Source organism: Erwinia sp. HDF1-3R (genome assembly GCF_039621855.1).
GTDB lineage: Bacteria > Pseudomonadota > Gammaproteobacteria > Enterobacterales > Enterobacteriaceae > Erwinia.
The window spans coordinates 269,947-296,756 of record NZ_CP155071.1 but is presented as its reverse complement, the minus strand read 5'-3'; the positions used below and the strand labels follow the sequence as shown (position 1 = coordinate 296,756).

The following is a 26,810-nucleotide window of genomic DNA, read 5'->3' as shown; positions in this document are numbered from 1 at the left end:
CGTTTTCCTGCAGGCTGCGGCCAGGGCCACAGCCTGCCATCGACAGGGGTTACTCGTCTTCCAGCTCGATGTTAATACCCAGCGAGCGGATCTCTTTCAACAGTACGTTGAAGGATTCCGGCATGCCCGGTTCCATCTGATGGTTACCGTCCACGATGTTTTTATACATCTTGGTACGGCCATTAACGTCATCAGACTTCACGGTCAGCATTTCCTGCAGGGTATAAGCGGCACCGTATGCTTCCAGTGCCCACACTTCCATCTCACCGAAGCGCTGTCCACCGAACTGCGCCTTACCACCCAGCGGCTGCTGAGTCACGAGGCTATAGGATCCGGTAGAACGTGCATGCATTTTGTCATCCACTAAGTGGTTGAGTTTGAGCATGTACATATAGCCAACGGTAACCTGACGCTCGAACTGTTCGCCGGTACGGCCATCGAACAGGGTAATCTGACCGGAAGAAGGCAGGCCACCGAGCTGAAGCAGCTCTTTGATCTCGCTCTCCTTCGCACCGTCAAACACCGGCGTTGCGATTGGCATACCCTTCTTCAGGTTTTCAGCCAGACGCAACACTTCGTCGTCGGTAAAGGTATTCAGATCGACTTTCTGACGCACATCGGTGCCCAGATCGTACGCGCGCTGAATAAATTCACGCAGCTTAGACACTTCTTCCTGCTTCTTAAGCATGGCGTTGATTTTCTCGCCGATACCTTTAGCAGCCATACCCAGATGGGTTTCAAGAATCTGTCCAATGTTCATACGTGATGGTACGCCCAGCGGGTTCAGTACGATATCGACCGGCGTACCGTTCTCATCGTATGGCATATCTTCGATCGGGTTGATCTTGGAGATAACACCTTTGTTCCCGTGACGACCTGCCATTTTGTCACCAGGCTGGATCTGACGTTTAACGGCCAGATACACTTTCACGATTTTCAGCACGCCAGGTGCCAGGTCATCGCCCTGAGTGATTTTGCGGCGCTTCGCGTCGAGTTTTTTCTCAAACTCGCGCTTCAGTTCGTCGTACTGTTCTGCCAGCTGCTCCAGCTGGTTTTGCTTGTCTTCGTCGGTCAGACCAAGCTCTAACCAGCGCTCGCGCGGCAGTTTTTCCAGCTTCTCGGCCTCTACACCGCCGGAAACCAGCAGGTAGTTGATACGACTAAACAGGCCGGCTTCGAGGATCTGCAGTTCTTCAGACAGGTCTTTTTTGGCCTGCTTCAGCTGCATCTCTTCGATTTCCAGCGCGCGCTTGTCTTTTTCCACGCCATCGCGGGTAAAGACCTGCACGTCGATAATGGTGCCTGATACGCCGTTCGGTACACGCAGAGAAGAATCTTTAACGTCAGATGCCTTCTCACCGAAGATAGCACGCAGCAGCTTCTCTTCTGGTGTCAGCTGGGTTTCGCCTTTTGGCGTAACCTTACCAACCAGAATGTCGCCACCGGTCACTTCAGCACCGATATAAACGATACCGGATTCATCCAGCTTGGAGAGCGCAGCTTCACCCACGTTAGGGATATCAGCGGTAATCTCTTCTGGCCCCAGCTTGGTGTCGCGAGACACACACGCCAGTTCCTGAATGTGGATGGTGGTGAAGCGATCTTCCTGTACCACGCGCTCCGAGACTAAGATGGAGTCTTCGAAGTTATAGCCGTTCCACGGCATGAACGCGACGCGCATGTTCTGACCCAGTGCCAGTTCGCCCAGATCCGTTGAAGGACCGTCGGCCAGCACGTCACCACGTTCAATCGGTTCACCCAGGTTGACACACGGCATCTGGTTGATACAGGTGTTCTGGTTAGAACGGGTGTACTTGGTCAGGTTATAGATATCAATGCCCGCTTCGCCCGGGTACATTTCGTCTTCGTTAACTTTGATAACGATACGAGACGCATCCACGTACTGAACGGTACCACCACGTTTCGCTACGGCTGTTACACCGGAGTCTACCGCTACCGCGCGTTCCATACCGGTACCAACCAGCGGCTTATCAGCACGCAGAGTAGGAACCGCCTGACGTTGCATGTTTGCACCCATCAATGCGCGGTTGGCGTCATCGTGCTCCAGGAACGGGATCAGTGACGCACCGACGGAAACCACCTGCTGGGTGGAAACGTCCATGTAGTCAACCTGATCGCGGCTGAACAGGCTCGATTCGCCTTTACTACGGCAGGTCACCAGGTCGTCTACGAAGTGACCTTCGTCGTCGAGGTTGGTGTTCGCCTGAGCGATAACGTAGTTACCCTCTTCAATAGCGGAGAGGTAATGAATTTCGTCGGTCACCACGCCGTCGATAACGCGACGGTATGGGGTTTCCAGGAAACCGTACTCGTTAGTCTGTGCATAAACAGACAGGGAGTTGATCAGACCGATGTTTGGACCTTCAGGCGTTTCGATTGGGCACACGCGACCGTAGTGAGTCGGGTGAACGTCTCGAACTTCAAAGCCTGCACGCTCACGCGTCAGACCGCCTGGACCCAGTGCGGAGATACGACGTTTGTGCGTAATCTCCGACAGCGGGTTGTTCTGGTCCATAAACTGTGACAGCTGGCTGGAGCCGAAGAACTCTTTAACGGCAGCCGAAATCGGCTTGGCGTTGATCATGTCCTGTGGCATCAGGGTGTCGAGGTCGCCCAGAGACAGACGCTCTTTCACCGCGCGCTCTACGCGCACCAGGCCAACACGGAACTGGTTTTCAGCCATTTCGCCAACGGAACGGATACGACGGTTGCCGAGGTGGTCAATATCATCCACTTCGCCAATACCGTTACGGATACCGATGAGCTTCTTCATCACTTCAATGATGTCGTCTTTGCTCAGGATACCGGAACCTTCGATCTCGTCACGCAGCAGAGAACGGTTGAACTTCATACGACCCACCGCGGACAGATCGTAGCGGTCTTCGGAGAAGAACAGGTTCTCGAACAGGTTTTCAGCCGCTTCACGCGTTGGTGGCTCACCAGGACGCATCATACGGTAGATCTCAACCAGCGCGCTCAGGCGATCGCTGGTTGGGTCGACGCGTACGGTTTCGGACATGTAAGCGCCGTGATCCAGATCGTTGGTGAACAGCGTTTCAATACGCTTGTGACCGGCCTGGCTCAGCTTGGCCAGCAGGTCCAGCGACAGCTCCATGTTCGCCGCGACAATCAGTTCGCCGGTGCTTTCGTCGATATAATCCCTGGCAACGACTTTGCCCGCGATATATTCAACCGGAACTTCGATGTGCTCAACGCCATCTTTTTCCAGCTGACGAATATGACGTGCAGTAATGCGGCGGGCTTTCTCAACGTACACGGTGCCGTTAGCTTCGATATCGAAGGAAGCGGTTTCACCGCGCAGACGCTCAGGAACCAGCTCCATCTGCAGCTTGTTGTCGCGAATATCAAACACAACTTTGTCAAAGAACAGGTCGAGGATCTGTTCTGTTGTGTAGTTCAGCGCGCGCAGAATGATGGTTGCGGGCAGCTTACGACGACGGTCAATACGGACGAACAGGTTGTCTTTTGGATCGAATTCAAAATCCAGCCATGAGCCGCGGTAAGGGATGATACGTGCGTTATACAGCACTTTACCCGATGAGTGGGTTTTACCCTTATCGCTGTCAAAGAAGACGCCAGGACTACGATGCAGCTGAGAAACGATAACCCTTTCCGTACCGTTGATCACAAAGGTACCGTTATCGGTCATGAGCGGAATTTCGCCCATGTAAACTTCTTGTTCTTTGATGTCCTTAACGGTGCCTTCCGGCGCTTCGCGCTCGTAGATCACCAGGCGCAGTTTTACGCGCAGGGGTGCAGAATACGTGACGCCACGAATCTGACACTCTTTCACATCAAATACAGGTTCGCCTAAACGGTAGCTGACGTACTGCAGCTCAGAGTTACCGCTATAGCTTTGGATAGGGAATACGGAACGGAATGCGGCTTCCAGACCATATTGACCTTCCGGATCTTGCTCGATGAACTTCTGGAACGAGTCAAGCTGGATGGAAAGGAGATAAGGAATGTCCAGAACTTGTGGACGTTTTCCAAAATCCTTACGAATGCGTTTTTTCTCGGTATAGGAGTAAACCATAGGGTTCCTCAGCTCGCTGAAAAGTAGAACCTCTCTGTCCGTCCGGGGGGGACAGTTCATGCGACACTATTTTGTTGGCCGGAAAGGCAGACGCCTTCCGTAATACATCTTTCTATCACTCTTAAATCATTTCGCTGCCATTGCCCGGCAGAGCGCCGTGCGGGAAAGCAGTATATTAAGGCGTCGATAGAAAAAGATATTAAGCAAATCAATGGTTAAACAGTGTGAAACACCATTGACGCTGTAAAGCGCAAAAAGGCTGGTGACCAAAAAGTCACCAGCCATCAGCCCGGAAAATCAGGCTGCAGTCTGTAGAGCAGGCTTATTTAACTTCAACTTCTGCGCCAGCTTCTTCCAGAGTTTTCTTCAGTGCTTCTGCGTCGTCTTTGCTGATGCCTTCTTTCAGGGCAGCAGGTGCAGACTCAACCAGATCTTTAGCTTCTTTCAGGCCCAGACCGGTTGCGCCACGTACTGCTTTGATCACGGCAACTTTGTTTGCGCCGATAGCTTTCAGTACAACGTCAAATTCGGTTTTTTCTTCAACAGCTTCAGCAGCAGCAGCAGGACCTGCAACAGCAGCAGCAGCTGAAACGCCGAATTTCTCTTCCATAGCGGAGATCAGTTCAACGATTTCCATTACAGACAGAGCGGCAACGCCTTCAATGATTTGGTCTTTAGTGATTGACATTTCGTGTTCCTAAATTCAGAAAGTAATTTATACGTTAGCAAATGAACGGAAAAGAAAGGCTGGCGATTAAGCAGCAGCTTCTTCTTTCTGATCGCGTACAGCAGCCAGAGTGCGAACCAGTTTGCCGGCAGCGGCTTCTTTCATGGTTGCCATCAGGCGTGCGATTGCTTCATCGTAAGTAGGCAGAGTTGCCAGGCGGTCGATCTGATCCGCACTGATTAACTCGCCTTCAAAGGCGGCAGCTTTAACCTCGAATTTTGCATTCGCTTTCGCGAACTCTTTGAACAGACGAGCAGCAGCGCCCGGATGTTCCATAGAGTATGCAATCAAGGTTGGACCGGTTAACGTGTCTTTCAGGCACTCAAACTGAGTACCTTCAACGACGCGGCGCAGCAGGGTGTTACGAACAACACGCATGTATACGCCAGCTTCACGACTTGCTTTACGCAGTTCGGTCATTTTATCTACGGTAACGCCACGAGAATCCGCAACTACCGCAGACAGCGCGCCTTTGGCTACTTCGCTGACTTCAGCAACAATCGCTTGTTTGTCTTGAAGATTTAAGGCCATTAGCTTGTGCTCCTGGATTTTTGGCCGGGGATGGATTTCCCCGGAACTCACTTCGCCTGAACTGTGTTACCACAGACAGACGCTGAAACACGGTGAGCAGAATCCAGCAAAGACTATAAATATATTCTTCAGGTTCTGTCACCGTCTACGCAGGAAATTAAGTTTTATACCTCTAACGAGGTTAAAACACCTGCGGTCTTGGACGGAGGCCTGGATAAGGCCAGGCTCCAACCGAAAATTCTTTCTAATACTTCGTTCTTCAAGCCGCTGCTGCGTTGGCTGCTGCAACCTGAATGACTCGATTAGAGGTCCTGTATATTAACAGAACAATGGGCGAAAGATTCTAGTCGAAATTTTCGCCCACGTAAAGCAGATTAGTTCGCTACAGCGTTCAGGCCAGCCTGATCAACTGCAACGCCTGCGCCCATAGTGGTGGACAGGCTAACCTTCTTGATGAAAACGCCTTTCGCCTGTGAAGGTTTCGCTTTTTTCAGCGCAACCAGCAGGGATTCCAGGTTTTCTCTCAGTTTGTCAGTATCGAAATCAACCTTACCGATGGTGGTATGGATGATGCCGTTTTTGTCGTTGCGGTAACGAACCTGACCGGCTTTAGCGTTTTTCACAGCTTCAGCAACGTTTGGCGTTACGGTACCCACTTTCGGGTTAGGCATCAGACCGCGTGGGCCCAGAACCTGGCCCAGCTGGCCAACAACGCGCATTGCATCTGGAGATGCGATAACAACGTCGAAGTTCATTTCGCCTTTTTTGATCTGGTCTGCCAGATCTTCCATACCTACCAGTTCAGCGCCCGCAGCTTTAGCAGCTTCAGCGTTAGCACCCTGAGCAAATACGGCAACGCGAACGGAACGGCCAGTACCGTGTGGCAGTACAGTTGCACCGCGAACGTTCTGATCGGATTTACGGGCATCAATCCCTAAGTTTACCGCTACGTCAACGCTTTCTACGAACTTAGCCGTCGCCAGTTCCTTCAGCAGAGCAACAGCTTCGTTGATGTCATACTGTTTAGTTGAATCAACTTTGTCACGGATCACGCGCATGCGCTTGGTCAGCTTAGCCATTTCTTAATCCTCTACTACCAGGCCCATGGAACGAGCAGTACCTTCGATGGAGCGAGTCATCGCTTCCAGGTCAGCACCAGTCATGTCCGCAGCTTTGGTTTCTGCGATTTCACGTACCTGAGCACGCGATACTTTACCTACTTTGTCTTTGTTCGGCTTGCCGGAACCAGACTTGATACCTGCCGCTTTCTTCAGCAGAACTGCTGCTGGAGGCGTTTTGGTAACGAAGGTGAAAGAGCGGTCAGAATAAACGGTAATAACTACCGGAATTGGCAGACCCTTTTCCAGGGAATCTGTTTTGGCGTTAAACGCTTTACAGAATTCCATGATGTTAACACCCTGCTGACCCAGTGCTGGACCAACCGGTGGACTTGGGTTAGCCATACCGGCTGAAACCTGCAGCTTGACGTAGGCTTGTACTTTCTTAGCCATGATATTTCCTCTATTGGGTTCAAGCGCTCCAGATGGAGCTCCCCGTGATTAATATTTCACGCGCTTCAGCAGCGCATAAAAACAAAAGGCGCGAAATTGTATGGCAATTTCGCGCCTCTCGCAACTCATATTCCGGTCACGCACTTAATTTCCAGGCCTGAGCCTGCGTTTAAGCGGTGTTCACAATGAATATCAGCCTTTTTCTACCTGCCCAAAGTCCAGCTCAACCGGCGTTGCGCGGCCAAAGATGGATACAGAAACTTTCAGGCGGCTTTTCTCATAATCCACTTCTTCAACAACACCGTTGAAGTCAGCAAACGGACCATCGCTGACGCGAACCATTTCACCTGGCTCAAACAGCGTTTTCGGACGTGGTTTATCACCAGCCTGCTGCAGGCGGTTCATGATTGCATCAACTTCTTTATCGCTGATAGGTGCCGGGCGATCGGAAGTACCACCAATGAATCCCATCACGCGGGGCACGCTGCGCACCAGGTGCCAGCTTGCATCATTCATGACCATTTGTACCAGAACATAGCCTGGAAAGAACTTGCGTTCGCTCTTACGACGCTGGCCGCCGCGGATCTCAACCACTTCTTCGGTTGGAACCATGACGTCGCCAAACAGTTCTTCCATGTTATGCAACTTGATATGCTCGCGCAGCGATTGAGCTACGCGGCCTTCAAAACCGGAAAACGCCTGAACGACGTACCAGCGCTTTTTTGGAGCTTCAGACATCTCAGAACCTCAGGCCAGTGATAAACGATACCAGACGGACCAGAATACCATCCAGTCCCCACAAAATCAGTGACATCACGGCGGTAACCGCGGCAACGATTAACGTGGTGTGCAACGTTTCCTGGCGAGTCGGCCAAATGACCTTGCGAACTTCGGTGCGCGCTTCACGGGCAAATGCCAGCGTAGACTTGCCTTTCGCCGTTAGCAAAGCGATGCCGCCAGCAACAGCAATCAATACAACAACGGCCAGCGCTCGCAGCGGCAGCATGACCTCACGATAATAGTAGTTGCCGACGATAGCCACGATAAGCAGTAGCGCCACCACTAACCATTTTACCGCTTCCAGGCCGCGTCCGCTCCCTTGAGCTTCGGTATTAGCACTCATAAACCAACCTGCCACAATATATCAGAAACTATTTTGCCCCGTAAAACGAGGCAACCGAACCGAATGATGCTGTTAGGCGAAACCCGGCATATCCCTTCATTTTTCAAGCCGCGACGTGAAACTGATGGGTTTAACGCCGTGCTACAGAGCCTGTCTCAGCAATGATTATGGCTGAAAATCACTGATGAGTCAGGTTCTATGTTACAGCGTGCAAAAAGGGCATCAAATGATGCCCTTTTCATGTGTGTTGCGTCAAATATTATCAGCGATTAGGCAATAACTTTAGCAACAACACCCGCACCAACGGTACGACCACCTTCACGGATGGCGAAACGCAGGCCGTCATCCATTGCGATTGGGTGGATCAGGGTAACAATCATCTGAATGTTGTCACCAGGCATGACCATCTCAACGCCTTCTGGCAGTTCGATGGTACCGGTCACGTCAGTTGTACGGAAGTAGAACTGTGGACGGTAGCCTTTGAAGAACGGAGTATGACGGCCGCCTTCATCTTTGGACAGAATATAAACTTCTGACTCAAATTTGGTGTGTGGCTTGATTGAGCCTGGCTTAGCCAGAACCTGACCACGCTGGATATCTTCGCGCTTGATACCGCGCAGCAGGATACCACAGTTCTCGCCTGCACGACCTTCGTCAAGCAGCTTACGGAACATTTCAACGCCGGTACAGGTTGATTTCACGGTATCTTTGATACCAACGATTTCAACTTCTTCACCGACTTTAACGATACCGCGCTCTACACGACCGGTAACAACGGTACCACGACCGGAGATAGAGAATACGTCTTCGATTGGCAGCAGGAACGGCTTATCAATTGCGCGCTCTGGCTCTGGGATGTAGTTATCCAGATGCTCAGCCAGCTCAATGATCTTAGCTTCCCACTCAGCTTCGCCCTGCAGTGCTTTCAGTGCAGAACCGCGAACGATTGGCAGGTCATCACCAGGGAAGTCGTAGGCAGACAGAAGTTCACGAACTTCCATTTCAACCAGTTCCAGCAGCTCTTCGTCATCAACCATGTCACACTTGTTCATGAACACGATGATGAAAGGAACGCCAACCTGACGACCCAGCAGGATGTGCTCACGGGTCTGAGGCATTGGGCCGTCAGTCGCAGCAACAACCAGGATCGCGCCGTCCATCTGGGCAGCACCGGTGATCATGTTTTTCACATAGTCGGCGTGGCCCGGGCAGTCAACGTGCGCGTAGTGGCGAGTCGGGGTGTCATATTCAACGTGAGAGGTGTTGATGGTGATACCACGTGCTTTTTCTTCTGGCGCGTTATCGATCTGATCGAATGCGCGTGCAGAACCGCCGTAGGTTTTAGCCAGAACGGTAGTGATAGCTGCAGTCAGGGTAGTTTTACCGTGGTCAACGTGGCCGATAGTACCAACGTTGACGTGCGGTTTGGAACGTTCAAATTTTTCTTTAGACATCGCTTGTCCCTCTAAGACACGGATAAATCGGTGATATCACCACATCAACCAGGCATTGCCTGAACTGTTGAATTTTAACGCACAGAGAAGAATCAGGGAGGGAGATGTAGAAGTGGTGCTGATACCCAGAGTCGAACTGGGGACCTCACCCTTACCAAGGGTGCGCTCTACCAACTGAGCCATATCAGCACGGCTTGGAGCGGGCAGCGGGAATCGAACCCGCATCATCAGCTTGGAAGGCTGAGGTAATAGCCATTATACGATGCCCGCATCCTGGAACTCGGCTACCTGTTCTGTCTGTAGCTTGTGAATAATAAGAAAAGCTTCTTATTACCCTAGTCAACCCGCTTACGCTTGATGACTCCGACTGTGCTTGTGCTCAGTCTGAAATGGTGGTGGGAGAAGGATTCGAACCTTCGAAGTCGATGACGGCAGATTTACAGTCTGCTCCCTTTGGCCGCTCGGGAATCCCACCTGGGGTACTTGATGGTGCCGGCTACCGGAATCGAACTGGTGACCTACTGATTACAAGTCAGTTGCTCTACCAACTGAGCTAAGCCGGCATCAAGTGACGCGCATTCTAGGAAGACCGGCCGATCTATGCAACAAAAAAATTGCGATATTTGTTCTAATGCCTGTTATTTGTGCAATTCTTCGCAAATCAGGTGCTGTCACGGCGTTTTTCGCGCAAAGAATCACCGCCGAGCTGTTTTTTTAGGCGCCGGGATTACACGCATTATCCTGTCGCAGGGTGAGTTCTTCCGCTGCGTACAGAAAACTTTCGTTCTTTTCGGTTGAGAAGAGGTGAATGGGACTGGTCACGTCTCAGGCGAGGCTAATGATGCGGTTTATCGTCATACGGCAGTAGTGAATGAACATGGTAGTGAACAGATGTAGTGAACAGATAAAGGAGACGCCCTGTCAGCGGAGAAGAGTATAGGTAGCAGGAAAACAAAGTGTGCGGCCTGTCAGCGCGTGGATGAGTATAGGTAGTCAACAGGCTATCGCTTATCGTCTCTCTCTATGTGTGCTCTGCGGTAAGTCAGGTTCGCTCACCAAACGCCAGCGGTTTCTTTGAAAATTGCGGGTGCCGTTACGTTTGCGGCGGGTGGGCATATTTTTACCTTCTGGTTAGTGCCCCTGGGGTGTTAACCTCCTGCCCATTGTTTTCTGAAATTTTCCCTGGTTTGTGAGCATGAAGACGCGGCAAGCGTAATTCATCGGATATTTTATCTTCACGACAGGTAAATTCTTGCTGGCAGAAGCATGCATATGAGTAAAAAAGAATCGTTGCTAACCACACCTTACCTGCAATTTAACCGCGCCCAGTGGGCGGCACTGCGTGATTCAGTGCCGATGACCCTGAGCGAAGCGGAGATTGCCCGGCTAAAAGGGATAAACGAAGACCTGTCTCTTGAGGAAGTGGCGGAAATCTATCTTCCCCTTTCCCGCCTTCTGAACTTCTATATCAGCTCTAACCTGCGTCGCCAGGCCGTTCTTGAGCAGTTTTTAGGGACAAACGGACAGAAGATCCCTTACATAATCAGTATTGCCGGCAGCGTTGCCGTGGGTAAAAGCACCACCGCTCGCGTGCTACAGGCCCTGCTGAGCCGCTGGCCTGAACACCGACGCGTTGAGCTGATCACCACCGATGGCTTTTTACATCCTAATGAGGTGTTGAAAGAACGGGGACTGATGAAGAAAAAGGGGTTTCCGCAGTCTTACGATATGCATCGCCTGGTTAATTTTGTTTCTGATTTGAAGTCAGGCGCCTTCCAGGTGACCGCACCTGTTTATTCCCATTTGATTTATGACGTGATCCCGGAAGGGGATAAAGTTGTACAGCAGCCGGATATTCTTATTCTCGAAGGTCTGAATGTATTACAAAGCGGGATGGATTATCCGCACGATCCCCATCACGTCTTTGTTTCGGACTTTGTGGATTTTTCCATTTATGTCGATGCACCGGAAGATCTGCTGCGAAACTGGTATATCAACCGTTTCCTTAAGTTTCGTCAGGGCGCTTTTACCGATCCCGACTCCTATTTCCATAACTATGCCAAACTTTCAGAAGAAGAAGCCGTGGGCATCGCCACTCAGCTGTGGGAGGAGATCAACCTGATGAATCTCAAGGAAAATATCCTGCCTACCCGTGAGCGGGCCAGCCTGATTATGACCAAAAGCATGAATCATGCGGTCGATCTGGTCAGTTTAAGGAAATGAAGAGTGGGGCGACGCCCCACACCTTACTAATTCTGTGGCCGTAAGGAGATCTCCCCGCCTACCCAGGATTTTCTGACGCCATCCTGCTCGAGAATCAGTCCGCCCTGCTGATCAATGCCACGGGCGATACCCAGAATTTCCCGATCGCCAATCAATAATTTAACCGGCCGATCGATAAAGTTATCCAGCGCACTCCAGCGATCGATAAAAGGTGCCAGTCCCTCTCGTTCAAAGAGCTGAAGTGACTCTCTGGTTTTATTTACCAGGGTGGCTGCCAGTTTATTACGATCGATGGCTACGCCAGCTTCTTCCAGGTTAATCCATCCCTGATTAACAACGTCAGTATCAGGCATTCGCATGGCAAGATTGATGCCAGTACCTATCACGATATGGGCGGAATCTCCGGTTTTACCTGTCAGCTCGACCAGAATGCCCGCAAGTTTACGATCGTTAAGGTAGAGGTCATTCGGCCACTTCACCCTTACGTCACTTGCCCCCAGCGCGCGTAAGACTTCGGCGGTGACAATACCGATGACCAGGCTCAGGCCCATTGCCGCTACGGGCCCCTGCTCCAGACACCAGTACATAGAGAGATAGAGGTTTGACCCGAAGGGAGAAAACCACTGCCTTCCACGGCGCCCTCTTCCGGCCTGCTGATATTCGGCAACGCAGGCATCTCCCGGTTGCAGAGTGGGCATCCTGTCCAGTAGATACTGGTTGGTGGAATCAATAACGGGGATAACGGCCAGCCTGCCCTGATCGAGCTGAGACATGATGATCTTTTCATCCAGAAGCTGGACGGGAGCCGCCAGGCTATAGCCTTTACCGGTGACGGTAAAAACGTCTATCCCCCAGTCTCTCAGCGTCTGTATATGCTTATTGATAGCTGCACGGCTCATCCCGAGGCGCTCACCAAGTTGCTCGCCTGAGTGGAATTCTCCGTCGGCCAGGATGCTTACCAGCGTAAGGGGTACGGTATTATCCTTCATGAAATCACTCCGACAGCATCTTTTTCACCGTCAGCAGCGATAAAGCGTACCTCTGGCTCAAGCCATACATTAAATTTCTGACCCACGCGCTGACGAACCTCGCGCGCTAACGCGACGACGTCATTCGCTGAGGCATTATTCTCATTAATTAATACCAAAGCCTGCTGACTGTGCACAGCAGCGCCACCGACCCGATATCCTTTAAGATCACAACGATCAATCAGCCAGCCTGCAGCCAGTTTAAAATTACCGTCTTCCAGGGAATAAGCCGGGGCCTGGGGATAGTGGCTTTTAATCGCCAGGGCAATCTCAGCCGTGACGACTGGATTCTTAAAGAAGCTTCCAGCATTCCCGGTTTTTTTAGGGTCTGGCAGTTTACTGCTGCGCATTCTGCAAACCTCGTCAAAAATCTGCTGGGGCTGGACCGTTGTACTCTCCAGGTTAACAAGATCGCCATAGGTCAGCACGGGAACCCAGTTTTTAGGTAACAGCAGACCAACGGCAACTATCGCGTAACCCGTCTGGTAATGATGCTTAAAGATGCTGTCCCGATAGCCAAACAGGCAGTCTGCTGCGGAAATACGCTCAGTTTTACCGGATGAAAAATTCAGTACATCCACGTATTCACAAACCTGGCTCAGCTCGACGCCGTAAGCACCGATGTTTTGAATCGGGGCTGAGCCGACACACCCAGGGATCATCGCCAAATTTTCAAGGCCAGGAATGCCTGAACGCAGCAGGTGTACGACGAGCTGATGCCAGTTTTCACCTGCACCAATATGCAGATGCCAGGCCAGCGCATCCTCAGCAATGTGAATCCCTTTGATACGATTAACGAGCACCCTACCAGCAAAATCCTCAAGGAAAAGTACATTGCTCCCTTCTCCAAGCAGGAGCAGAGGTTGACTCAGACGCCTGCTTTCTTGCCAGTAATGCAGCAACTCATGCGGACTGCTTATCACATTAACCTCAGCGGCCCGCGCTTCAAGTTGAAATGTGTTCCAGGGTTTTAAGGTGCTATCCAGCGTTGACATTCTGTGTTTCCAGGTATTTATCTGCCAGGAGTGTAACCGATTCCTGTCAAGTCTGGCAGGAATTTCCGTTGACCAGGTTAATACAGACTAAAGTGCAACACAAACCTAGTTATCCCCTCTGCCATTAGCCACATGCTATCTTGTGGAAGTTAGCTGACGAATGCCAAAAATAAAGATGTATAGAAATATGTTAATACAGATTACTTTAGGTTACTCGGTCTGATAAGCCGGGAATAAAAAAGCCCTCCCAGAACTTCAGCAGACCCCAACCCATAGCAAGGACATATTCTATCTTTCGTTAATCACCACCAGGATTGAAATAATTACTTATCTTTCAATTAATCCTCTTATAGAAAACAGGGTGAGCACTCTTTTCCGCTGCAGGCCCTGCCGACAAAGGTCTTCTGGTAAGAATGTTTAAACCAGTATGAAAAAGCCTCATTTAATACCCCATAAATTAAAGCACCTAAGTAATCCTTGCAATATCTTAGTAATCCTTTTAAGGCAGGCCACTACCGCTTACTGGACAAAGCGTTAAGCCCACTAATGCTTTTCAAGCATTAATAAGATGCGTCTATTTACCCTGCACTATATAATAACCACCTTTAGCGTGCCGTGATTTCATCAGCGTTACATCTCCACACAGTGAGTGTGTAAGAGAAATAAAAAATCTTAACCAGGGAAAGGATATGATTTATCTGTTGGATGAAAATATTCAGTTTATCCCAGACAAGGGGCTTTTGGTCAGCGATAGTGGAAAAACCGTCAATTTGTCTGAAAATAGCTATCGTTTCTTAAAACTTTTGCTTGAGGGTGAGAGTAATAAGCAGACAATCATTAACCAGATCTGGCATGAACAGCGAGGTGTGGTGAGTGATAGCAGTTATTACGGACAAATCCACTCACTTAGAAAATCTTTTGAGCTCGTCGGATTGCCAGGCTCTCTGATTAAAACCATCCCACGCAGAGGCGTGAAATACATTGGGAAAGTAAGTACTTCAAATTGCAATTCAGAAGATAACGTAATAAATATCAATGATACTGAAGTTCACGCTACGAAGTCCTTAACTCCATCATCTCAAGCTTTATCTTTTATAGATAAAGATAAGAAAGTCATTCAGTCCCGTAGGAATCTTGATAGAATTTTCACTGCCTTAGCGGTAATCGCAGTGTGCTGGCTGGCAACGTTAACCGTTGTTGTCTTTCGTTATCTTATTGCTAAGGGGGATTGAACAAAAATGAATTTAATTATGATTTTGATAAGGACATGATTAACTAACTCTTGTGTAATGCATCGGCTCTCAACGAGTGAGTTTCGGATAATACACATTACACCCTGTTGCCATGGTTAGGCATTTAATTAAGGAAAATTTCATGAAAAATATTTTTATCCAAGCCTACGTTTTTTCTTCACTGCGCTTAGAGCAGCTGGCAAAAGATAAACGTGGCGTTACTGCAATTGAATACGCACTTATTGGGGTGGCCATGGCGACACTTCTGGCCCTCGTTCTCGGTAATCAAGACTCAGGGTTCCTGGGCGCCCTGAAAAATACCTTCGCTAAGATCGCTGATGCTATCAATAGCGTTACTGTCACCAAATCATCCGGCGGTTAATCTACGCAAGAACGGATCGTATTCAACTGCTGCAGAACGCTATTCTGCAGCAGTATTAACAACAACATCAATAAGAGCACCTTTGTGGAATATTTGATTAAAGTAATTTACATTTTGGTCGCATTGCTTTTGCTTTATATCTCCGTGAAGGATATCACAACACGTATCATCAGCCATACCAGTCTTATTTTTTTGATTTTTTTGATTGCTTCTATGACTCTTATGCAGGGGAAAATACCCAATATTGTCGCTGCATTTAGCGTCTTCATCATTTTGTTTATCCTCTTTATTTCTAACGTTATAGGTGGAGGAGATGTGAAGCTGTTAACCGTGCTTTCTTTATCCTTTTCCAATGCTACCGTAGTAACATTTATACTCACCACCCTCTTTTTGGGGGGGCTGGTAGCAATAACTGGCCTGATAGGGTTCCGTAAAAATGTTATCAGCAATGGTGTTCCTTATGCAGTCGCCATTTCACTGGCATTTGTCCTCATTTACCCGACTACGCACGCCATTTATTAAAAGAGCTTATCAATGAACCATAGAATGCTTTTTTTTATTTCCTTAATTGTTATCATCGTTGGGGTGGCAGGTATACTTCTTCAATATAAACCCCCTGCAGAGCCAGCCACGGAAGATTCTGTATCCTTACCTGTGTCCGTACCTGAAAAAAAGATAACGTTTCTCGCTCAGGCATCACGAGAACTTAAACCTTATGACTTATTGTCACTTTCAGATTATAAAATAAAAGAAATTGAGGTTCATGAAGATGCGGAAAATAATCGCGGATTTTCTTCAGAAGTTATAGCCGATCTTAGGGGGTATCTCATCCTGGAAAACATTGCCGAAGGAGGCATTATCTCACCTGAAATGGCAATATCTCCCCGCAGCCCTGAGTTCATTCAACGAAGTCTGAGGGATGACGAAACGCCGTATGCGATCAAGGTCAATGTTAATGATGAGTTTATACTGACGACATTAAAAGTGGGGCAAAAAATCACCCTTATTCTCCGTGCTGAAGAGAGTAATAATAGCAGAGCAGTAGCAAACCAGACTGCTGCTGATGATGGGGTGAGCACAGCCCTGGGTAATGATGGGGTAAGCACAGCAATAAGTTCTGCCGTAACTCAATTTTTCACCCAGCCATTAATGTCCTCTATCGACGTCATTGATATAAAAAAATATGAGAATCCTTCTAATACAACCTTTCGCAATAATAATATCGCTGGCGAAGTCATCGTTCGCGTCGATGCTGAACAAATAGCAACGCTCAGAACCGTAGAGAAATCTGGGGAGATCTTAATTTCTCTAACCAAAGGTTCAGCACACCTGTCCGATAAAAGGACACAATTATCCGACATACTGCCAAGTTTTAGAACCGTGCGGGAACTAAGGGGGAAAAATTGAGATTTCATCATATTCTCTTTCCGGTAGCCCAATTTTTCTCGCGTGCTCTTTTTAAGATACTCGCGTTCGCAACCGTCGTCATTATCTCACATAGCGTTAATGCGGGTGAAATCTACATGGAGCCGGGTGATTCTCAACTAGTCAGTGTCGGTGAAAGCATAGGCACCCTTTTTTTGTCTTCCCCGAAAGTCGCTGATTATGAAATCGTTAGCGACACCAGCCTGATCGTCTATGCAAAGGAAAATGGGCGGTCCGATCTGAATGTGCTGGGTAAGTCAGGTGATCCCTTACTTAAGATCACGCTTATCGTCGATCCCATGTTGGGGGCGGTACAAAAACGTATTCTCGACGTCTTCCCGGACAGCAGGGTCACTCTGCAAAAGTTAGGGCAAATTTATGTGCTTAGCGGCACGGTAACCACAGAAGAAGATAAAGATCGGGTTTACCAAATTGTTGGTGAAGGCTTAAGTGCTAAGCGTGAAGTGAATAAAAAGCAGTCTGACGAGGGTAAACAGCCTCCTGACTGGCTCAAAGAAGTGGTCTACCCAACTATTATCAATAATCTGCGTTTACCTGTGACAAATCAGGTCAACGTTAAATTGTCGGTTGTGGAGGTCACCAAGACCTTTACTGATAACGTAGGTATAGATTGGGGCAGCATCAGCGTGAGCAACCCTGATATCACGCCAGGCACCTTTCGATTTATAAAGTTCAGTGCCGATACGCTCAGCAGCCTGGTCCATGCTATCCGTAATGACTCCGTTGCCCGAATTCTGGCAGAACCCAACCTTTCTGTCATGTCCGGCGAAACGGCGGATTTCCTGGTCGGCGGCGAAGTCCCCATTGTGACCAGTTCCAGCAACGGTACCTCCGTAAGCTATAAAGAGTTCGGTATAAAACTGAACGTGGGTGCCAGGGTTAGCAGTAGCAAACGCATACGCATTACCCTGGGTGAGGAAGTGAGCAGCGTGGATTCCACCTACACCTCCAGTGCGGGTATGTCTTTTCCTACTTTCCAGACCCGTCGGGCCAGAACCACCGTTGAACTTGCCGATGGTGAAAGCTTCCTTCTGGGCGGGCTAATCAGCAGTAACGAACGAGAAGAACTTGCCCGCCTGCCGTTTATCGGTGATGTCCCACTTTTGGGCGCACTTTTTCGCAATGCCAAAACAGAGCGCACACAGGGCGAATTGGTGGTGGTTGCTACGGTAAATCTGGTGAAACCCGTCACCACCCGTGAGGTCACCTTACCCGACTTCCAGCGCACTTCAACACTGTCTCGCTTTCTTAATTTTGATGGCATCCAGGATCACCGCAATCGAAAAATGGCTGAGGAATTTTTAGAAAAGGGAGGGTTTATTAAATGAAACGCGTTTACCTGCTGCTATTGCTGCAATTCGGATTAACGGCTTCGTCCATGGCTGCGGGCAATAACTTGCCGCAAATAACTGAACACTATCTCAGCCTGAGCAGTCACAGCCAGATAGCCAGTGAAATAGCTGTCGGTCAGGTGATGGAATTCGTCGGCGCTGACTTTAATGGCCTTATTAGATTGACCTGGTCAGATGCCGCCTTTACGCCAACGGCACAAATATTACGTAACCAGCTCATGTCAAAAGGGATTCCTCTGGAAAGGGTCGTGCTGAAGATGGACCGTGGCGGTTTTCGCCCACGAACCGCTAATGGTATTGAAATTCAGATAGAGAGCATTCGTCTGCGTTTGCCGGAATGCAATTATGCCAGCCAGGACTGGCATTTCTCCTCAGCTATAGACGCCGGCTGCGCCCTGAATAATACCCTCAGCTCATCGCTGATTAATCCTGAAAAGTACTTCTTCTGAGGAGCACGACATATGCTGTTATTTCCACAAAAGGAAGGTAAGTCCGCGGGCGAGGAAAAACCGTTTTATGTCCTGTCCCCTCAGTCTGAAAGGTGTACTCAACTGGCCCAGCTGCTACGCCTGACGGGCTTTCAGCAGGTAGAAAGTGTGGACAAGATGCTCGGTGATATTCGCCATGTCTCGATACCCGAAAATGCCTGTGGCGTAATCGTTGATATTGCTGCTGAAAGCGATTATGAGAGGCTGATCCGCTTACTTCTGGCCATTATCCCTCGTAGCGTATGGTGCTGTGTCGTGGGCGATAGTGACTCGATTTCGCTGGCGCAGTCCTTTGCTGACCAGGGCATTCACTATTTTCACTTCACTTTACAACGTGAAGCGCTGACTCAGGCGATCATAAGTAAGTCAACACCCCATATTGTTCGCAACGCCAGCACTATAAGTATCCTGGGCTGCAAAGGGGGGGTTGGTAATACGACCCTGGCATGGCAGCTGGCCAACCGCGTGGTTCAATTTCGCCAGATGTCCACACTGCTGATTCAGGGTACTGCTGCATCTCAGGATCTGGATTTAATCGCGGATAAAAAGCTGTTAAAGGACGTGGTCACGCACAGCAGGAATCTCGACATCATGGCCGCTACAGAATCGGCCTTGCCCGATCTGACTCAGGAAATCTTCCGCAAATATAACTTCGTACTCTTTGAGCAGGCTATCAACACGGCGAGTAAAGAGACGCTGCGTCAGATTATTGAACAGTCCGCCTGCATAGTGTTGATTCTCGATCGATCTATGATCTCAATTCGCGTTGTTAATCAGCTAACTGAAATTATTGAGGCGATGAACCGTGCAAGGAAGCTTTCACGCCGACTTATTCTGTGTCTTAACGACAGCCGCCCCGTGACGGAAGACATGCTCAATAAGGAAGACATTGCGTCACTGCTGGGCAGAGGTATCGACATCGTTATCCCCTACAAAAAACAGCTTTTTTCCCTATTCACCGGGCGTCATTCCCAGCCGGTCGACCGCCTCGCACTTCAGATTCTGGGAGAAGAACCGCAAAAGGGGCGTTCATTTTTCAGTCGTCTACATCAGAAAGGACAATACGATAAATGAATATCAGCCAGGAACTACAGGAAACCCTCCGGGAAGGGGTTCTGGAAAATATTGATGTTAATAAGGTTGAGAGTCTGGTGCAGGACCGTACGTTGCTACTCGGTGAAATGAACCGCATCCTGGAACGGGTCATTAGCAGTAAAAATATCTATCTCGACCACCAGGCTCAGCTGTATATGGCAGAACTGATGGCAGATGAGATCGTGGGTTTGGGTCCTCTGCGGGCGCTTTTAGAAGATGACGATATCAGCGATATTTTAGTCAACGGCCCAAACCAGATCTACATCGAACGTAAAGGCAAACTTGAGCTGGCTCCGACTCGCTTTATCAATAATCAGCAGTTAACTGATATCGCCAAACGACTGGTACAGAAAGTGGGAAGGCGGCTTGACGAGGGGCGCCCTTTAGTGGATGCAAGACTGATGGATGGAAGCCGTCTTAATGTCGCTATTCAACCTATTGCCCTGGACGGGACTTCCATCTCAATTCGTAAATTTAGCAAAGGCAACATTGAACTGGCGGATTTGATTCGCTTTGACGCGATGAGCAGCCAGATGGCTAATTTTATGATTATTGCCACCCGGTGTCGGGCAAATATCATTATCTCCGGGGGAACAGGTTCAGGAAAGACCACGCTCCTGAATGCATTATCAAAGTATATCGATCCCAGCGAACGCATTATTACTATGGAAGATGCCGCTGAATTGAGGTTAATGCAGCCACACGTCCTGCGTATGGAGACGCGCCTTGCGGGTCTGGAAAATACCGGGCAGGTCAATATGCGAGCTTTACTGGTGAACTCATTAAGGATGCGTCCCGATCGCATCATCGTAGGTGAGTGTCGCGGTGAGGAAACATTTGAAATGTTGCAGGCGATGAACACAGGTCACGATGGTTCGATGTCTACGCTGCACGCCAACACCCCACGAGACGCAATTTCACGTCTTGAAAACATGGTAATGATGGCAGGCATGAACATTCCTATGGAGTCGATCCGACGCAATATTGTTTCAGCCATTAACCTGGTGATACAGGTTTCACGCCTTAACGACGGCTCACGAAAAATCATGAACATCAGTGAAGTGATGGGTATTGAAGGTGACCGCGTGATTTTACAGGACATCTTCAGCTATACGCCCCATCACGAGCGGCGAGCAGACGGCAAAATCAGCGGCGATTTTGTCAATCATGGCCTGCTGATGCGATCGGCGGTGATGCGAAATGCGACGATGTTTGATCTCAGTGCCGAGCTTAAACAGATTTTCGGGCTGGAATAAGTGATGGCTTATCTGATTATCATCATCGGTATCGCAATTCTGTTTATAAACCACCTCAACTGGAACAGGTTGCGTAATACCGCGCTAAAAAAACGCCAGGACGCTATCCATTTGCCGCTGCTGCATTATCTGCTGGCGTGTTGGGGGGAGTGGCGGCATTTTGCCCTGGGAGATCGCACCCTGAAAGGGGCGAAGGGGTTACTGGTTGCTCTCGGTCTGCTTGCGGGGTTAATTGTCGTTAATGGTAACTGGTTTGGATTTAGCCTGCCCGGGTTACTGATAGTGAGCCTGCCCGTAATGGTTATTGCACAAATTAGCATTGGCAGGACATTACAGCGACGCTACTTTGAGACTAACTTCCCAGAAGTCCTGTCGGCGATTAATGCCTCTGTCTCCGCCGGGAACAGTATTCACCAGGCGCTGCATCGCTGTGGAAGCAGTATCGGAGGCCCACTGGGCAAAACCTTTCAGCACATTGATCGACGCCTTAATCTGGGCGAAGAGCCCGAAAGAGTGCTGGCCGATGCCTGCCGGGAGTACCACTATCGCGAATTCTACTTTTTTGCCGCCGTCATCATTATCAGCCTGCAGCACGGCGCGCAATTACGCATGTTGATCGGCCGGCTGAACCGAATCGTCACCAGCAGCAGAACCATGTCACGACGTAAAATGGCAATGACGTCAGAAGCCCGTGCCTCCGCCAAAATTGTTGCCGCCATACCTATACTTTTCTTCTGTGGCATGAAGTATTTCAGCCCGGAAAACTTCGACTTTATCATTAACGATCCGACTGGCCGAATCATCCTCTATTACGTACTTGCCAGCGAAGCCATCGGCATGACGATTATCTGGCTATTGCTAAGGAAAGCATTGTGAACACCCCTGTTTATCTGCTGATATTGATACTGGGTATGACCACCCTGGTGATATCCAGCCGACGAATAGCCCGGCTAAAAAAAACCACACGGGCGATTGATAATAAACCCCTTATTATTAAAAAGTCTCATAGCGGGTCCCTTGACCTGCAAAGCATTCTTATCGCGAACAGCCCCTGGCTCAGCATGCTACAAAGGCTGGATCAAAGCCCGGCCAGTAAGCTAAAGATTCTGGCGAGCATTGGCGCAGTAGTTTTGCTGATAAATATGCTGGGGATCACCAGCTTTACAATGAAAGATATCGCCATGCAGATGGTGCTCTTACTGGTTGTGATTATTGTTACGCCTGCGCTACTGCAAAAGCCAGCTCTTTCAACACGCCGAAAATTAATGACCGATGCCCTGCCCTATTTAATCGATCTGCTGGCAGTTTGCGTCCAGGCCGGAATGACGGTAGAGCACGCCATTAAATTTATTGCCCGTCACAGTGACAATATTGACCCCAATCTTACCAGCCTGATGGAGCAGCTCACCAAACATGCGGAGGTCAGTGGACTGGAGGAAGCGCTGATGGATCTTTACCGTTCGGTGGATCTCACCGAAATGCGGATGTTCTGTTCCTCCTTACAGCAGAGCGTACATTACGGAACTTCACTTTACGACAACCTGATTGAGCTTTCTCGCGATATGCGTGAGATGCAGCTACTTAGATCTGAAGAGCAGATCGGCAAACTCTCCGCACGCATGAGTGTTCCCCTCATATTGTTCATCATGTTCCCAATCATTGTTCTGATTGCCGCTCCGGGTATTTTAAGGATTTTCAAAAATGCTGTTTTTTAAGAAAATTACATTATTCATCTCTGTCATCCTGCTTATTGGCTGTGTATCTCCAAAACCTGTCAGTACAACCGAAGCGAACTATCAGGAAGATATTTTGTTGCGGGTAAAAAATTATAGTGGGTTAATTAACCTTTACCGGAGCTGGCTGAAGAAAAAGGACGATCCTGAAACACGTATTAAACTGGCTCGCTACTACTATCTTGCCGGTGACTATAAGACCTCGCTCTATACCCTACAACCACTGATCAATAAGCCCAGTCAGCCCCTGTATCAGTTGCAGGCTCAGAACATGATTGCCCTGGGGGATTTCGCTCAGGCTATTCGCGTTACCGACAAGATGATACTGCGTGACAAGAACAACGCCGAAGCGTGGAATTTGCGTGGCGTGGCGCAGGCGCTAAGCGGGAAACTTAGCGAAGGTAAACAGTCAGTCGAGCAGGCACGTACGCTCTTTATTGCTGATGACGTAGCATTAAACAATCTGGCGATGGTGGCAATTCTGGACCGCCGCTATCAGGATGCTGTCGGTCTGCTCCTGCCGCAATATCTGCGGGGTCGTAAGGACGAACGAATCCTGCGTAATCTGGTGCTGTCACTGGTGAAAGTGGGTGACTTCCGCTACGCGCGCGATGTTATCCGCAACGAGAATCTGTCACAACACCCCGATGAACTGATTTCGGCTCTGAAGCAGATTACCACTACCGGTCGGAGTATGGGGTAATGCGCAAATTTTTAAGCCTGTTAAACAACCGGTCAGGCTCTGCAACCATCGAATTCGCGCTGACCGTGTGCGCCTTTTTTTTCCTGGTGTTCTTTATTGCTGAAACTGCACGACTTTCTTATATCTCATCAGTACTTGATTTGGCCGTGTCTGAAGCGGCTAAAGAGGCCAAAAACGCCCCTGTTAATAAGCTGGTGGGGAACTACCGCTCTCGCTTTGAAAAACGCCTTCTGACACAGGGGGGCGTGCTGTGGGGATTTCTGACGCGTGAAAATGCCGTTGAAATCAGCATAGGTTATGCAGCCAGCATTACCGATATGGTCAACACCGGCGGCGGTGACAGTTATCGAAAACGCCCCATTGCACGTTATCAGCTCAAATATCGCTATAAACCTATGTTTTTTCCTTTTCCCAGCTATTGGGTAAGTCATGTATTAAATCGGGAGGTGATCTTTGTTCAGGAATATGAACGCTCTGAATTTACGTAATTTATGTACTGACCACCGTGGCTCTGTCGCTGTCGAATTCGTGCTGATCTCAATGGTGCTCCTCATCTTTCTGATGTTTCTGACCGATCTGGTGATCCGCCAGGCGACCATCGGCAAGCTTGATCGTACGTCCTACTCTGTAGCAGGCGTACTGCGCGAACGCATTCAATTATTCGATGGGCGTGAAAAGCTCCAGCAACAGGATGTTAATGAGGCGGCAAAACTGGCTGGCCGTATGTTAAGTGATATGCATAGCGGTGCTGACTTAAGAGGGCTTCAGCTGAGGGTAGAAGAAGTCCATTTTGTGGATCCCATCGGACTTAATGATACGCGTAAGCAGGTCAAACTTTATAACAGCTGGACTGCAGGATCCGGCAGGGGGCAGTGTCACCCGGCGGAAAGTCTTGATAAGCAGTTACAGCTGGCGCCGCGCGGGAGTTATGGTCGCTGGGTGCCACTCTATCAGGTCACCGTTTGCCTGCCTGCCGCCAGTTGGTATACGCGTCTGACATCCAGCGAAGAAAAGCCTTTGTTATCCTCCTTTGCCATTGTGATGCTGCGATAGTGAAAAAACGAATATGGCTGTTGCTGATGTTCCCGGTATTCGTGTTCGCACAACCGCATGCGGTTATTTTTGTTGATACGGCTATGGAGGGTCATTCCCTGTTAATTGAAAACCTCAATCAGATGCTGTTTTACAGCCCAACCTTACAGAGTCAACTGCAGGTGGATATCTACGATATCAACCCGCGAGCGCCAGCCTTTCGCGGTGGCGTTCATTATCATCACGATATTGAGGGTCAGATGCTCTCTCGTTTCAGGCCAACACAATTACCCTATTTGATTTGTCTTAACGGTGAAGTAGAAAGCCTGCGCCTCCCTTTAATCAACAAGGAAAAACTATGTCTGTGTCTGAAAAGCTGCTGAAACCTGTCAGAAGACTTTGCCAGGAACGCGAAGGGGCTTTTGCCGTTAGTTTTGTCCTGCTTGGCGGCTTCTTGTTTAGCCTGGCAGCATTGGGTCTTGAAGGTTCACGCTATATAACAGAGCGTGCCCGACTTTCTGATGCGATGGAGCAGGCCGCGCTCGCGCTGACAGCTGAAAATAATGGTAAGGGAGCTGAAAGAAATTACACGCTTACAAGCGATTATCTTCGGGCTTATATGCGCCATGATAAAGCAGTATTTCGGCCTGAAATACAGTTTTCATCAGGAAAAAGTAATGGCCTTTCCTACGTTGAGTATCGCGTCAGCGCTAAGACCTTGCAAGACTCGTGGCTACACTCATCGCTTTTCTCCAGCTTTGATAAAGAAGTGGTCATTGGGGATAACGGTGCAGCAAGGAAATTCTTCTCCAGTGTAGATGTGATGTTCGTAACAGATTTCTCTAACTCAATGAATGCCCCCTTCACCTATGGCAATAGTAAATTAACCGAACTAAAGCGTATCGTAATAAAGCTTGTGACAGAACTTTATAGTTATGACGTAGGGAATAAAGCGGGCTTCCTGCCCTTTGACTGGGGCTCACGAGTAGGTAACCAATGCGATCTGCCCTTCGTAACCCACTATCGTGTATCGCCATGGTTACTTCAGCGGGGTGCCACGCGAGAACTTGAATATGCTATTAACTATTCTGCGACCGTTGCCGCAATTCCTCATCCCGTTAATTATATCTGGATACCGCTAAGCCATGTTGCTACGGACGTTTGCCTTTCAAGAAGCCATAGCTGGAGAGTGCCGTTGACGTCTGACATAGCTGAAATCAGGAGGATCCGGGAAATGACGGCAACGGGTAATACCCTGATCAGTAGTGGAGTACTTCTGGGAACCACTGCCCTGGCTGCCGGGAAGGGTACACGCAAGCTGCTCATCATCCTCTCCGATGGTAATGACCATCCTGGCCAAATAAAGATAACGCAAAAGTTGATGTCTGCCGGAATGTGCGAACGTATTCGTCAGGCGCTGACAACTGAAGAGTCAGTGGGGAAAATTGCCTTTGTGGGTATTGGCTATAATCCGACCGTGGACTGGAAAAGCTGCGTGGGAGACAAGAACTTTTATCACTCTTATTCTGTAGAACAACTGGAGGATAGCCTGCGACGTGCGATATTCGAGGAGGTGGGTCACAACACGACTAAAAATTAGCACTTAATACAGGATAGAAATAATGTTTAGAAGATAGGGAATAACCCTACAGCTGATGATATTTAAGAAAAATAGAGAAAAACCTCAAAGAATAATAAGAATCCGTGATGCATACTTAGTGAATCCTTATAAAAAGAAAGTTTCCACACTTCCTTCCATACAGGATTTGATTTGTTAATCATCGCTAACACCTTCTAAACATACATTATTACACTGTATTAATGATGGAACAGCCGTTATCTAAAAGGAATAGTTTAATGAAAAAAACAGTATCTGTATTAGCCGCACTGATGTTTTCCACTTCGGCACTCGCTGCGGCGCCGGAAAAATATGATACGAAATTCAATATAAGCGCGAATGTCCCTGACAGCGCTAATATTATCGATCCCAGTGGACGTCCAATTACCGATATGGATGTCGTCATGAAGCCAGCAGCTTCTGGTAAAATGGAAGTGGAGACGCCCCCCTTAAAACTCTGGAATAATGATGTCCAAAAGCTGGAAGTAGGACTTACCCTGGATGATAGCAATTCTGCCAACGGTGATGCTTTTACTCTTTTCAGCAACCAGGGCGAGGCGCTAAATAGCATGACGTATAAAATCGTTACCCTCACTTCTACTGGCAGCCAGGTTTTTGCGACCTCGGGTACCACTAAAGATTATAGCCTTGTTGCTAACAACACACATGGCGAGCTGCCCATTATTTTCCGTCTGGTCTCGGATAAGGACTATGATCAGCTTGGTCAGGGTATGTATAAGGGCACCGTCTACGCGAACGTCGTCGCTAAACCTTAATTTTCCTTAGAGGAACAGAGTCGGCTC

27 protein-coding genes and 4 tRNA genes are annotated in these 26,810 nt (G+C 49.0%); 17 read left to right on the top strand and 14 right to left on the bottom strand.

The window, feature by feature from the left end:
- Positions 1-49 precede the first annotated feature (49 nt).
- From rpoB to AAGR22_RS01360, 12 genes are all read right to left on the bottom strand, one after another.
- On the bottom strand, positions 50-4,078 hold the full coding sequence (gene rpoB, locus AAGR22_RS01415; protein ID WP_067710311.1) for a DNA-directed RNA polymerase subunit beta: 4,029 nt from the start codon (positions 4,076-4,078) through the stop codon (positions 50-52).
- A gap of 322 nt (positions 4,079-4,400) precedes the next feature.
- Entirely contained in the window at positions 4,401-4,766 is a 366-nt protein-coding gene (rplL, locus tag AAGR22_RS01410) for a 50S ribosomal protein L7/L12 (protein WP_067710309.1), read from the bottom strand.
- 66 nt (positions 4,767-4,832) lie between these two features.
- Complete coding sequence (gene rplJ / locus AAGR22_RS01405) at positions 4,833-5,336, bottom strand: 50S ribosomal protein L10 (RefSeq protein ID WP_067710307.1); 504 nt, start codon at positions 5,334-5,336, stop codon at positions 4,833-4,835.
- Positions 5,337-5,710: 374 nt separating this feature from the next.
- Positions 5,711-6,415 carry a 50S ribosomal protein L1 gene (gene rplA, locus AAGR22_RS01400; protein WP_067710306.1) on the bottom strand — a complete coding sequence of 235 codons (705 nt, stop codon included), beginning with the start codon at positions 6,413-6,415 and terminating at the stop codon, positions 5,711-5,713.
- Between the two features lie 3 nt (positions 6,416-6,418).
- The gene (gene rplK / locus AAGR22_RS01395) at positions 6,419-6,847 is read right to left on the bottom strand and encodes a 50S ribosomal protein L11 (RefSeq protein WP_067710304.1); all 429 of its coding nucleotides are present in this window, start codon (positions 6,845-6,847) and stop codon (positions 6,419-6,421) included.
- A gap of 192 nt (positions 6,848-7,039) precedes the next feature.
- Positions 7,040-7,585 carry a transcription termination/antitermination protein NusG gene (gene nusG, locus AAGR22_RS01390; RefSeq protein ID WP_067710302.1) on the bottom strand — a complete coding sequence of 182 codons (546 nt, stop codon included), beginning with the start codon at positions 7,583-7,585 and terminating at the stop codon, positions 7,040-7,042.
- Between the two features lies 1 nt (position 7,586).
- Positions 7,587-7,970: a preprotein translocase subunit SecE gene (gene secE / locus AAGR22_RS01385; RefSeq protein WP_067710300.1), complete on the bottom strand. Its 384-nt coding sequence runs from the start codon at positions 7,968-7,970 to the stop codon at positions 7,587-7,589.
- A 269-nt stretch (positions 7,971-8,239) separates the two neighbouring features.
- Positions 8,240-9,424 (bottom strand): elongation factor Tu, encoded by a 1,185-nt coding sequence (gene tuf / locus AAGR22_RS01380; protein WP_345829854.1) that lies wholly within the window; start codon positions 9,422-9,424, stop codon positions 8,240-8,242.
- Positions 9,425-9,537: 113 nt separating this feature from the next.
- A tRNA-Thr gene (locus AAGR22_RS01375) sits at positions 9,538-9,613 on the bottom strand.
- A gap of 6 nt (positions 9,614-9,619) precedes the next feature.
- A tRNA-Gly gene (locus tag AAGR22_RS01370) sits at positions 9,620-9,694 on the bottom strand.
- 120 nt (positions 9,695-9,814) lie between these two features.
- Positions 9,815-9,899, bottom strand: a tRNA-Tyr gene (locus AAGR22_RS01365).
- 12 nt (positions 9,900-9,911) lie between these two features.
- Positions 9,912-9,987 (bottom strand) — tRNA-Thr (locus AAGR22_RS01360).
- A 709-nt stretch (positions 9,988-10,696) separates the two neighbouring features.
- Here AAGR22_RS01360 and coaA point away from each other — a divergent pair.
- Positions 10,697-11,647 (top strand): type I pantothenate kinase, encoded by a 951-nt coding sequence (gene coaA, locus AAGR22_RS01355; protein ID WP_345829853.1) that lies wholly within the window; start codon positions 10,697-10,699, stop codon positions 11,645-11,647.
- Positions 11,648-11,673: 26 nt separating this feature from the next.
- Here the strand turns inward: coaA and birA are convergent, their stop codons facing one another.
- Both birA and murB read right to left on the bottom strand, forming a co-directional pair.
- On the bottom strand, positions 11,674-12,636 hold the full coding sequence (gene birA, locus AAGR22_RS01350) for a bifunctional biotin--[acetyl-CoA-carboxylase] ligase/biotin operon repressor BirA (protein ID WP_345829851.1): 963 nt from the start codon (positions 12,634-12,636) through the stop codon (positions 11,674-11,676).
- Positions 12,633-13,661 (bottom strand): UDP-N-acetylmuramate dehydrogenase, encoded by a 1,029-nt coding sequence (gene murB, locus AAGR22_RS01345; RefSeq protein WP_345831527.1) that lies wholly within the window; start codon positions 13,659-13,661, stop codon positions 12,633-12,635. The genes birA and murB overlap by 4 nt, the downstream gene beginning before the upstream one ends.
- Before the next feature lie 698 nt (positions 13,662-14,359).
- Between murB and AAGR22_RS01340 the strand changes: the two genes are divergently transcribed.
- The 16 genes from AAGR22_RS01340 (at position 14,360) to AAGR22_RS01265 (ending at position 26,783) form a co-directional block, all read left to right on the top strand.
- Complete coding sequence (locus AAGR22_RS01340; protein WP_345829850.1) at positions 14,360-14,902, top strand: transcriptional regulator; 543 nt, start codon at positions 14,360-14,362, stop codon at positions 14,900-14,902.
- Positions 14,903-15,044: 142 nt separating this feature from the next.
- Positions 15,045-15,284, top strand: a complete 240-nt coding sequence (locus AAGR22_RS01335) for a Flp family type IVb pilin (protein WP_067710292.1) — start codon at positions 15,045-15,047, stop codon at positions 15,282-15,284.
- An 84-nt stretch (positions 15,285-15,368) separates the two neighbouring features.
- Positions 15,369-15,806 (top strand): prepilin peptidase, encoded by a 438-nt coding sequence (locus AAGR22_RS01330; protein WP_345829847.1) that lies wholly within the window; start codon positions 15,369-15,371, stop codon positions 15,804-15,806.
- A 12-nt stretch (positions 15,807-15,818) separates the two neighbouring features.
- Complete coding sequence (locus AAGR22_RS01325; RefSeq protein ID WP_345829846.1) at positions 15,819-16,691, top strand: hypothetical protein; 873 nt, start codon at positions 15,819-15,821, stop codon at positions 16,689-16,691.
- A 116-nt stretch (positions 16,692-16,807) separates the two neighbouring features.
- A complete protein-coding gene (locus AAGR22_RS01320; RefSeq protein ID WP_345831526.1) occupies positions 16,808-18,058 on the top strand; it encodes a pilus assembly protein N-terminal domain-containing protein in 1,251 nt (416 codons plus the stop codon).
- Entirely contained in the window at positions 18,055-18,531 is a 477-nt protein-coding gene (locus tag AAGR22_RS01315) for a hypothetical protein (protein ID WP_345829845.1), read from the top strand. The genes AAGR22_RS01320 and AAGR22_RS01315 overlap by 4 nt, the downstream gene beginning before the upstream one ends.
- A gap of 12 nt (positions 18,532-18,543) precedes the next feature.
- Complete coding sequence (locus AAGR22_RS01310; RefSeq protein WP_345829844.1) at positions 18,544-19,644, top strand: tight adherance operon protein; 1,101 nt, start codon at positions 18,544-18,546, stop codon at positions 19,642-19,644.
- Entirely contained in the window at positions 19,641-20,921 is a 1,281-nt protein-coding gene (locus AAGR22_RS01305; protein ID WP_345829843.1) for a CpaF family protein, read from the top strand. Before AAGR22_RS01310 ends, AAGR22_RS01305 begins: the two co-directional genes overlap by 4 nt.
- Positions 20,922-20,924: 3 nt before the next feature.
- On the top strand, positions 20,925-21,797 hold the full coding sequence (locus AAGR22_RS01300; protein ID WP_345829842.1) for a type II secretion system F family protein: 873 nt from the start codon (positions 20,925-20,927) through the stop codon (positions 21,795-21,797).
- Complete coding sequence (locus tag AAGR22_RS01295) at positions 21,794-22,636, top strand: type II secretion system F family protein (RefSeq protein WP_345829841.1); 843 nt, start codon at positions 21,794-21,796, stop codon at positions 22,634-22,636. The genes AAGR22_RS01300 and AAGR22_RS01295 overlap by 4 nt, the downstream gene beginning before the upstream one ends.
- On the top strand, positions 22,623-23,357 hold the full coding sequence (locus AAGR22_RS01290; RefSeq protein WP_345829840.1) for a tight adherance operon protein: 735 nt from the start codon (positions 22,623-22,625) through the stop codon (positions 23,355-23,357). The genes AAGR22_RS01295 and AAGR22_RS01290 overlap by 14 nt, the downstream gene beginning before the upstream one ends.
- Positions 23,357-23,845, top strand: coding sequence for a TadE family protein (locus AAGR22_RS01285; protein WP_345829838.1), 489 nt, complete (start codon positions 23,357-23,359; stop codon positions 23,843-23,845). The genes AAGR22_RS01290 and AAGR22_RS01285 overlap by 1 nt, the downstream gene beginning before the upstream one ends.
- Positions 23,823-24,410, top strand: a complete 588-nt coding sequence (gene tadF / locus AAGR22_RS01280) for a tight adherence pilus pseudopilin TadF (RefSeq protein ID WP_345829837.1) — start codon at positions 23,823-23,825, stop codon at positions 24,408-24,410. The genes AAGR22_RS01285 and tadF overlap by 23 nt, the downstream gene beginning before the upstream one ends.
- Entirely contained in the window at positions 24,410-24,772 is a 363-nt protein-coding gene (locus tag AAGR22_RS01275; protein WP_345829836.1) for a hypothetical protein, read from the top strand. Before tadF ends, AAGR22_RS01275 begins: the two co-directional genes overlap by 1 nt.
- On the top strand, positions 24,748-25,989 hold the full coding sequence (locus AAGR22_RS01270; protein ID WP_345829835.1) for a pilus assembly protein: 1,242 nt from the start codon (positions 24,748-24,750) through the stop codon (positions 25,987-25,989). The genes AAGR22_RS01275 and AAGR22_RS01270 overlap by 25 nt, the downstream gene beginning before the upstream one ends.
- Positions 25,990-26,246: 257 nt before the next feature.
- The gene (locus AAGR22_RS01265) at positions 26,247-26,783 is read left to right on the top strand and encodes a hypothetical protein (RefSeq protein ID WP_345829833.1); all 537 of its coding nucleotides are present in this window, start codon (positions 26,247-26,249) and stop codon (positions 26,781-26,783) included.
- Positions 26,784-26,810 lie beyond the last annotated feature (27 nt).

Bases quoted from the DNA above. Each gene is read 5' to 3' on its own strand.
- rpoB (WP_067710311.1), bottom strand. From the start codon at position 4,078: ATGGTTTACTCCTATACCGAGAAAAAACGCATTCGTAAGGATTTTGGA.
- rplL (WP_067710309.1), bottom strand. From the start codon at position 4,766: ATGTCAATCACTAAAGACCAAATCATTGAAGGCGTTGCCGCTCTGTCT.
- rplJ (WP_067710307.1), bottom strand. From the start codon at position 5,336: ATGGCCTTAAATCTTCAAGACAAACAAGCGATTGTTGCTGAAGTCAGC.
- rplA (WP_067710306.1), bottom strand. From the start codon at position 6,415: ATGGCTAAGCTGACCAAGCGCATGCGCGTGATCCGTGACAAAGTTGAT.
- rplK (WP_067710304.1), bottom strand. From the start codon at position 6,847: ATGGCTAAGAAAGTACAAGCCTACGTCAAGCTGCAGGTTTCAGCCGGT.
- nusG (WP_067710302.1), bottom strand. From the start codon at position 7,585: ATGTCTGAAGCTCCAAAAAAGCGCTGGTACGTCGTTCAGGCGTTTTCC.
- secE (WP_067710300.1), bottom strand. From the start codon at position 7,970: ATGAGTGCTAATACCGAAGCTCAAGGGAGCGGACGCGGCCTGGAAGCG.
- tuf (WP_345829854.1), bottom strand. From the start codon at position 9,424: ATGTCTAAAGAAAAATTTGAACGTTCCAAACCGCACGTCAACGTTGGT.
- coaA (WP_345829853.1), top strand. From the start codon at position 10,697: ATGAGTAAAAAAGAATCGTTGCTAACCACACCTTACCTGCAATTTAAC.
- birA (WP_345829851.1), bottom strand. From the start codon at position 12,636: ATGAAGGATAATACCGTACCCCTTACGCTGGTAAGCATCCTGGCCGAC.
- AAGR22_RS01340 (WP_345829850.1), top strand. From the start codon at position 14,360: ATGATTTATCTGTTGGATGAAAATATTCAGTTTATCCCAGACAAGGGG.
- AAGR22_RS01335 (WP_067710292.1), top strand. From the start codon at position 15,045: ATGAAAAATATTTTTATCCAAGCCTACGTTTTTTCTTCACTGCGCTTA.
- AAGR22_RS01325 (WP_345829846.1), top strand. From the start codon at position 15,819: ATGAACCATAGAATGCTTTTTTTTATTTCCTTAATTGTTATCATCGTT.
- AAGR22_RS01320 (WP_345831526.1), top strand. From the start codon at position 16,808: ATGGAGCCGGGTGATTCTCAACTAGTCAGTGTCGGTGAAAGCATAGGC.
- AAGR22_RS01315 (WP_345829845.1), top strand. From the start codon at position 18,055: ATGAAACGCGTTTACCTGCTGCTATTGCTGCAATTCGGATTAACGGCT.
- AAGR22_RS01310 (WP_345829844.1), top strand. From the start codon at position 18,544: ATGCTGTTATTTCCACAAAAGGAAGGTAAGTCCGCGGGCGAGGAAAAA.
- AAGR22_RS01305 (WP_345829843.1), top strand. From the start codon at position 19,641: ATGAATATCAGCCAGGAACTACAGGAAACCCTCCGGGAAGGGGTTCTG.
- AAGR22_RS01300 (WP_345829842.1), top strand. From the start codon at position 20,925: ATGGCTTATCTGATTATCATCATCGGTATCGCAATTCTGTTTATAAAC.
- AAGR22_RS01290 (WP_345829840.1), top strand. From the start codon at position 22,623: ATGCTGTTTTTTAAGAAAATTACATTATTCATCTCTGTCATCCTGCTT.
- AAGR22_RS01285 (WP_345829838.1), top strand. From the start codon at position 23,357: ATGCGCAAATTTTTAAGCCTGTTAAACAACCGGTCAGGCTCTGCAACC.
- tadF (WP_345829837.1), top strand. From the start codon at position 23,823: ATGAACGCTCTGAATTTACGTAATTTATGTACTGACCACCGTGGCTCT.
- AAGR22_RS01270 (WP_345829835.1), top strand. From the start codon at position 24,748: ATGTCTGTGTCTGAAAAGCTGCTGAAACCTGTCAGAAGACTTTGCCAG.
- AAGR22_RS01265 (WP_345829833.1), top strand. From the start codon at position 26,247: ATGAAAAAAACAGTATCTGTATTAGCCGCACTGATGTTTTCCACTTCG.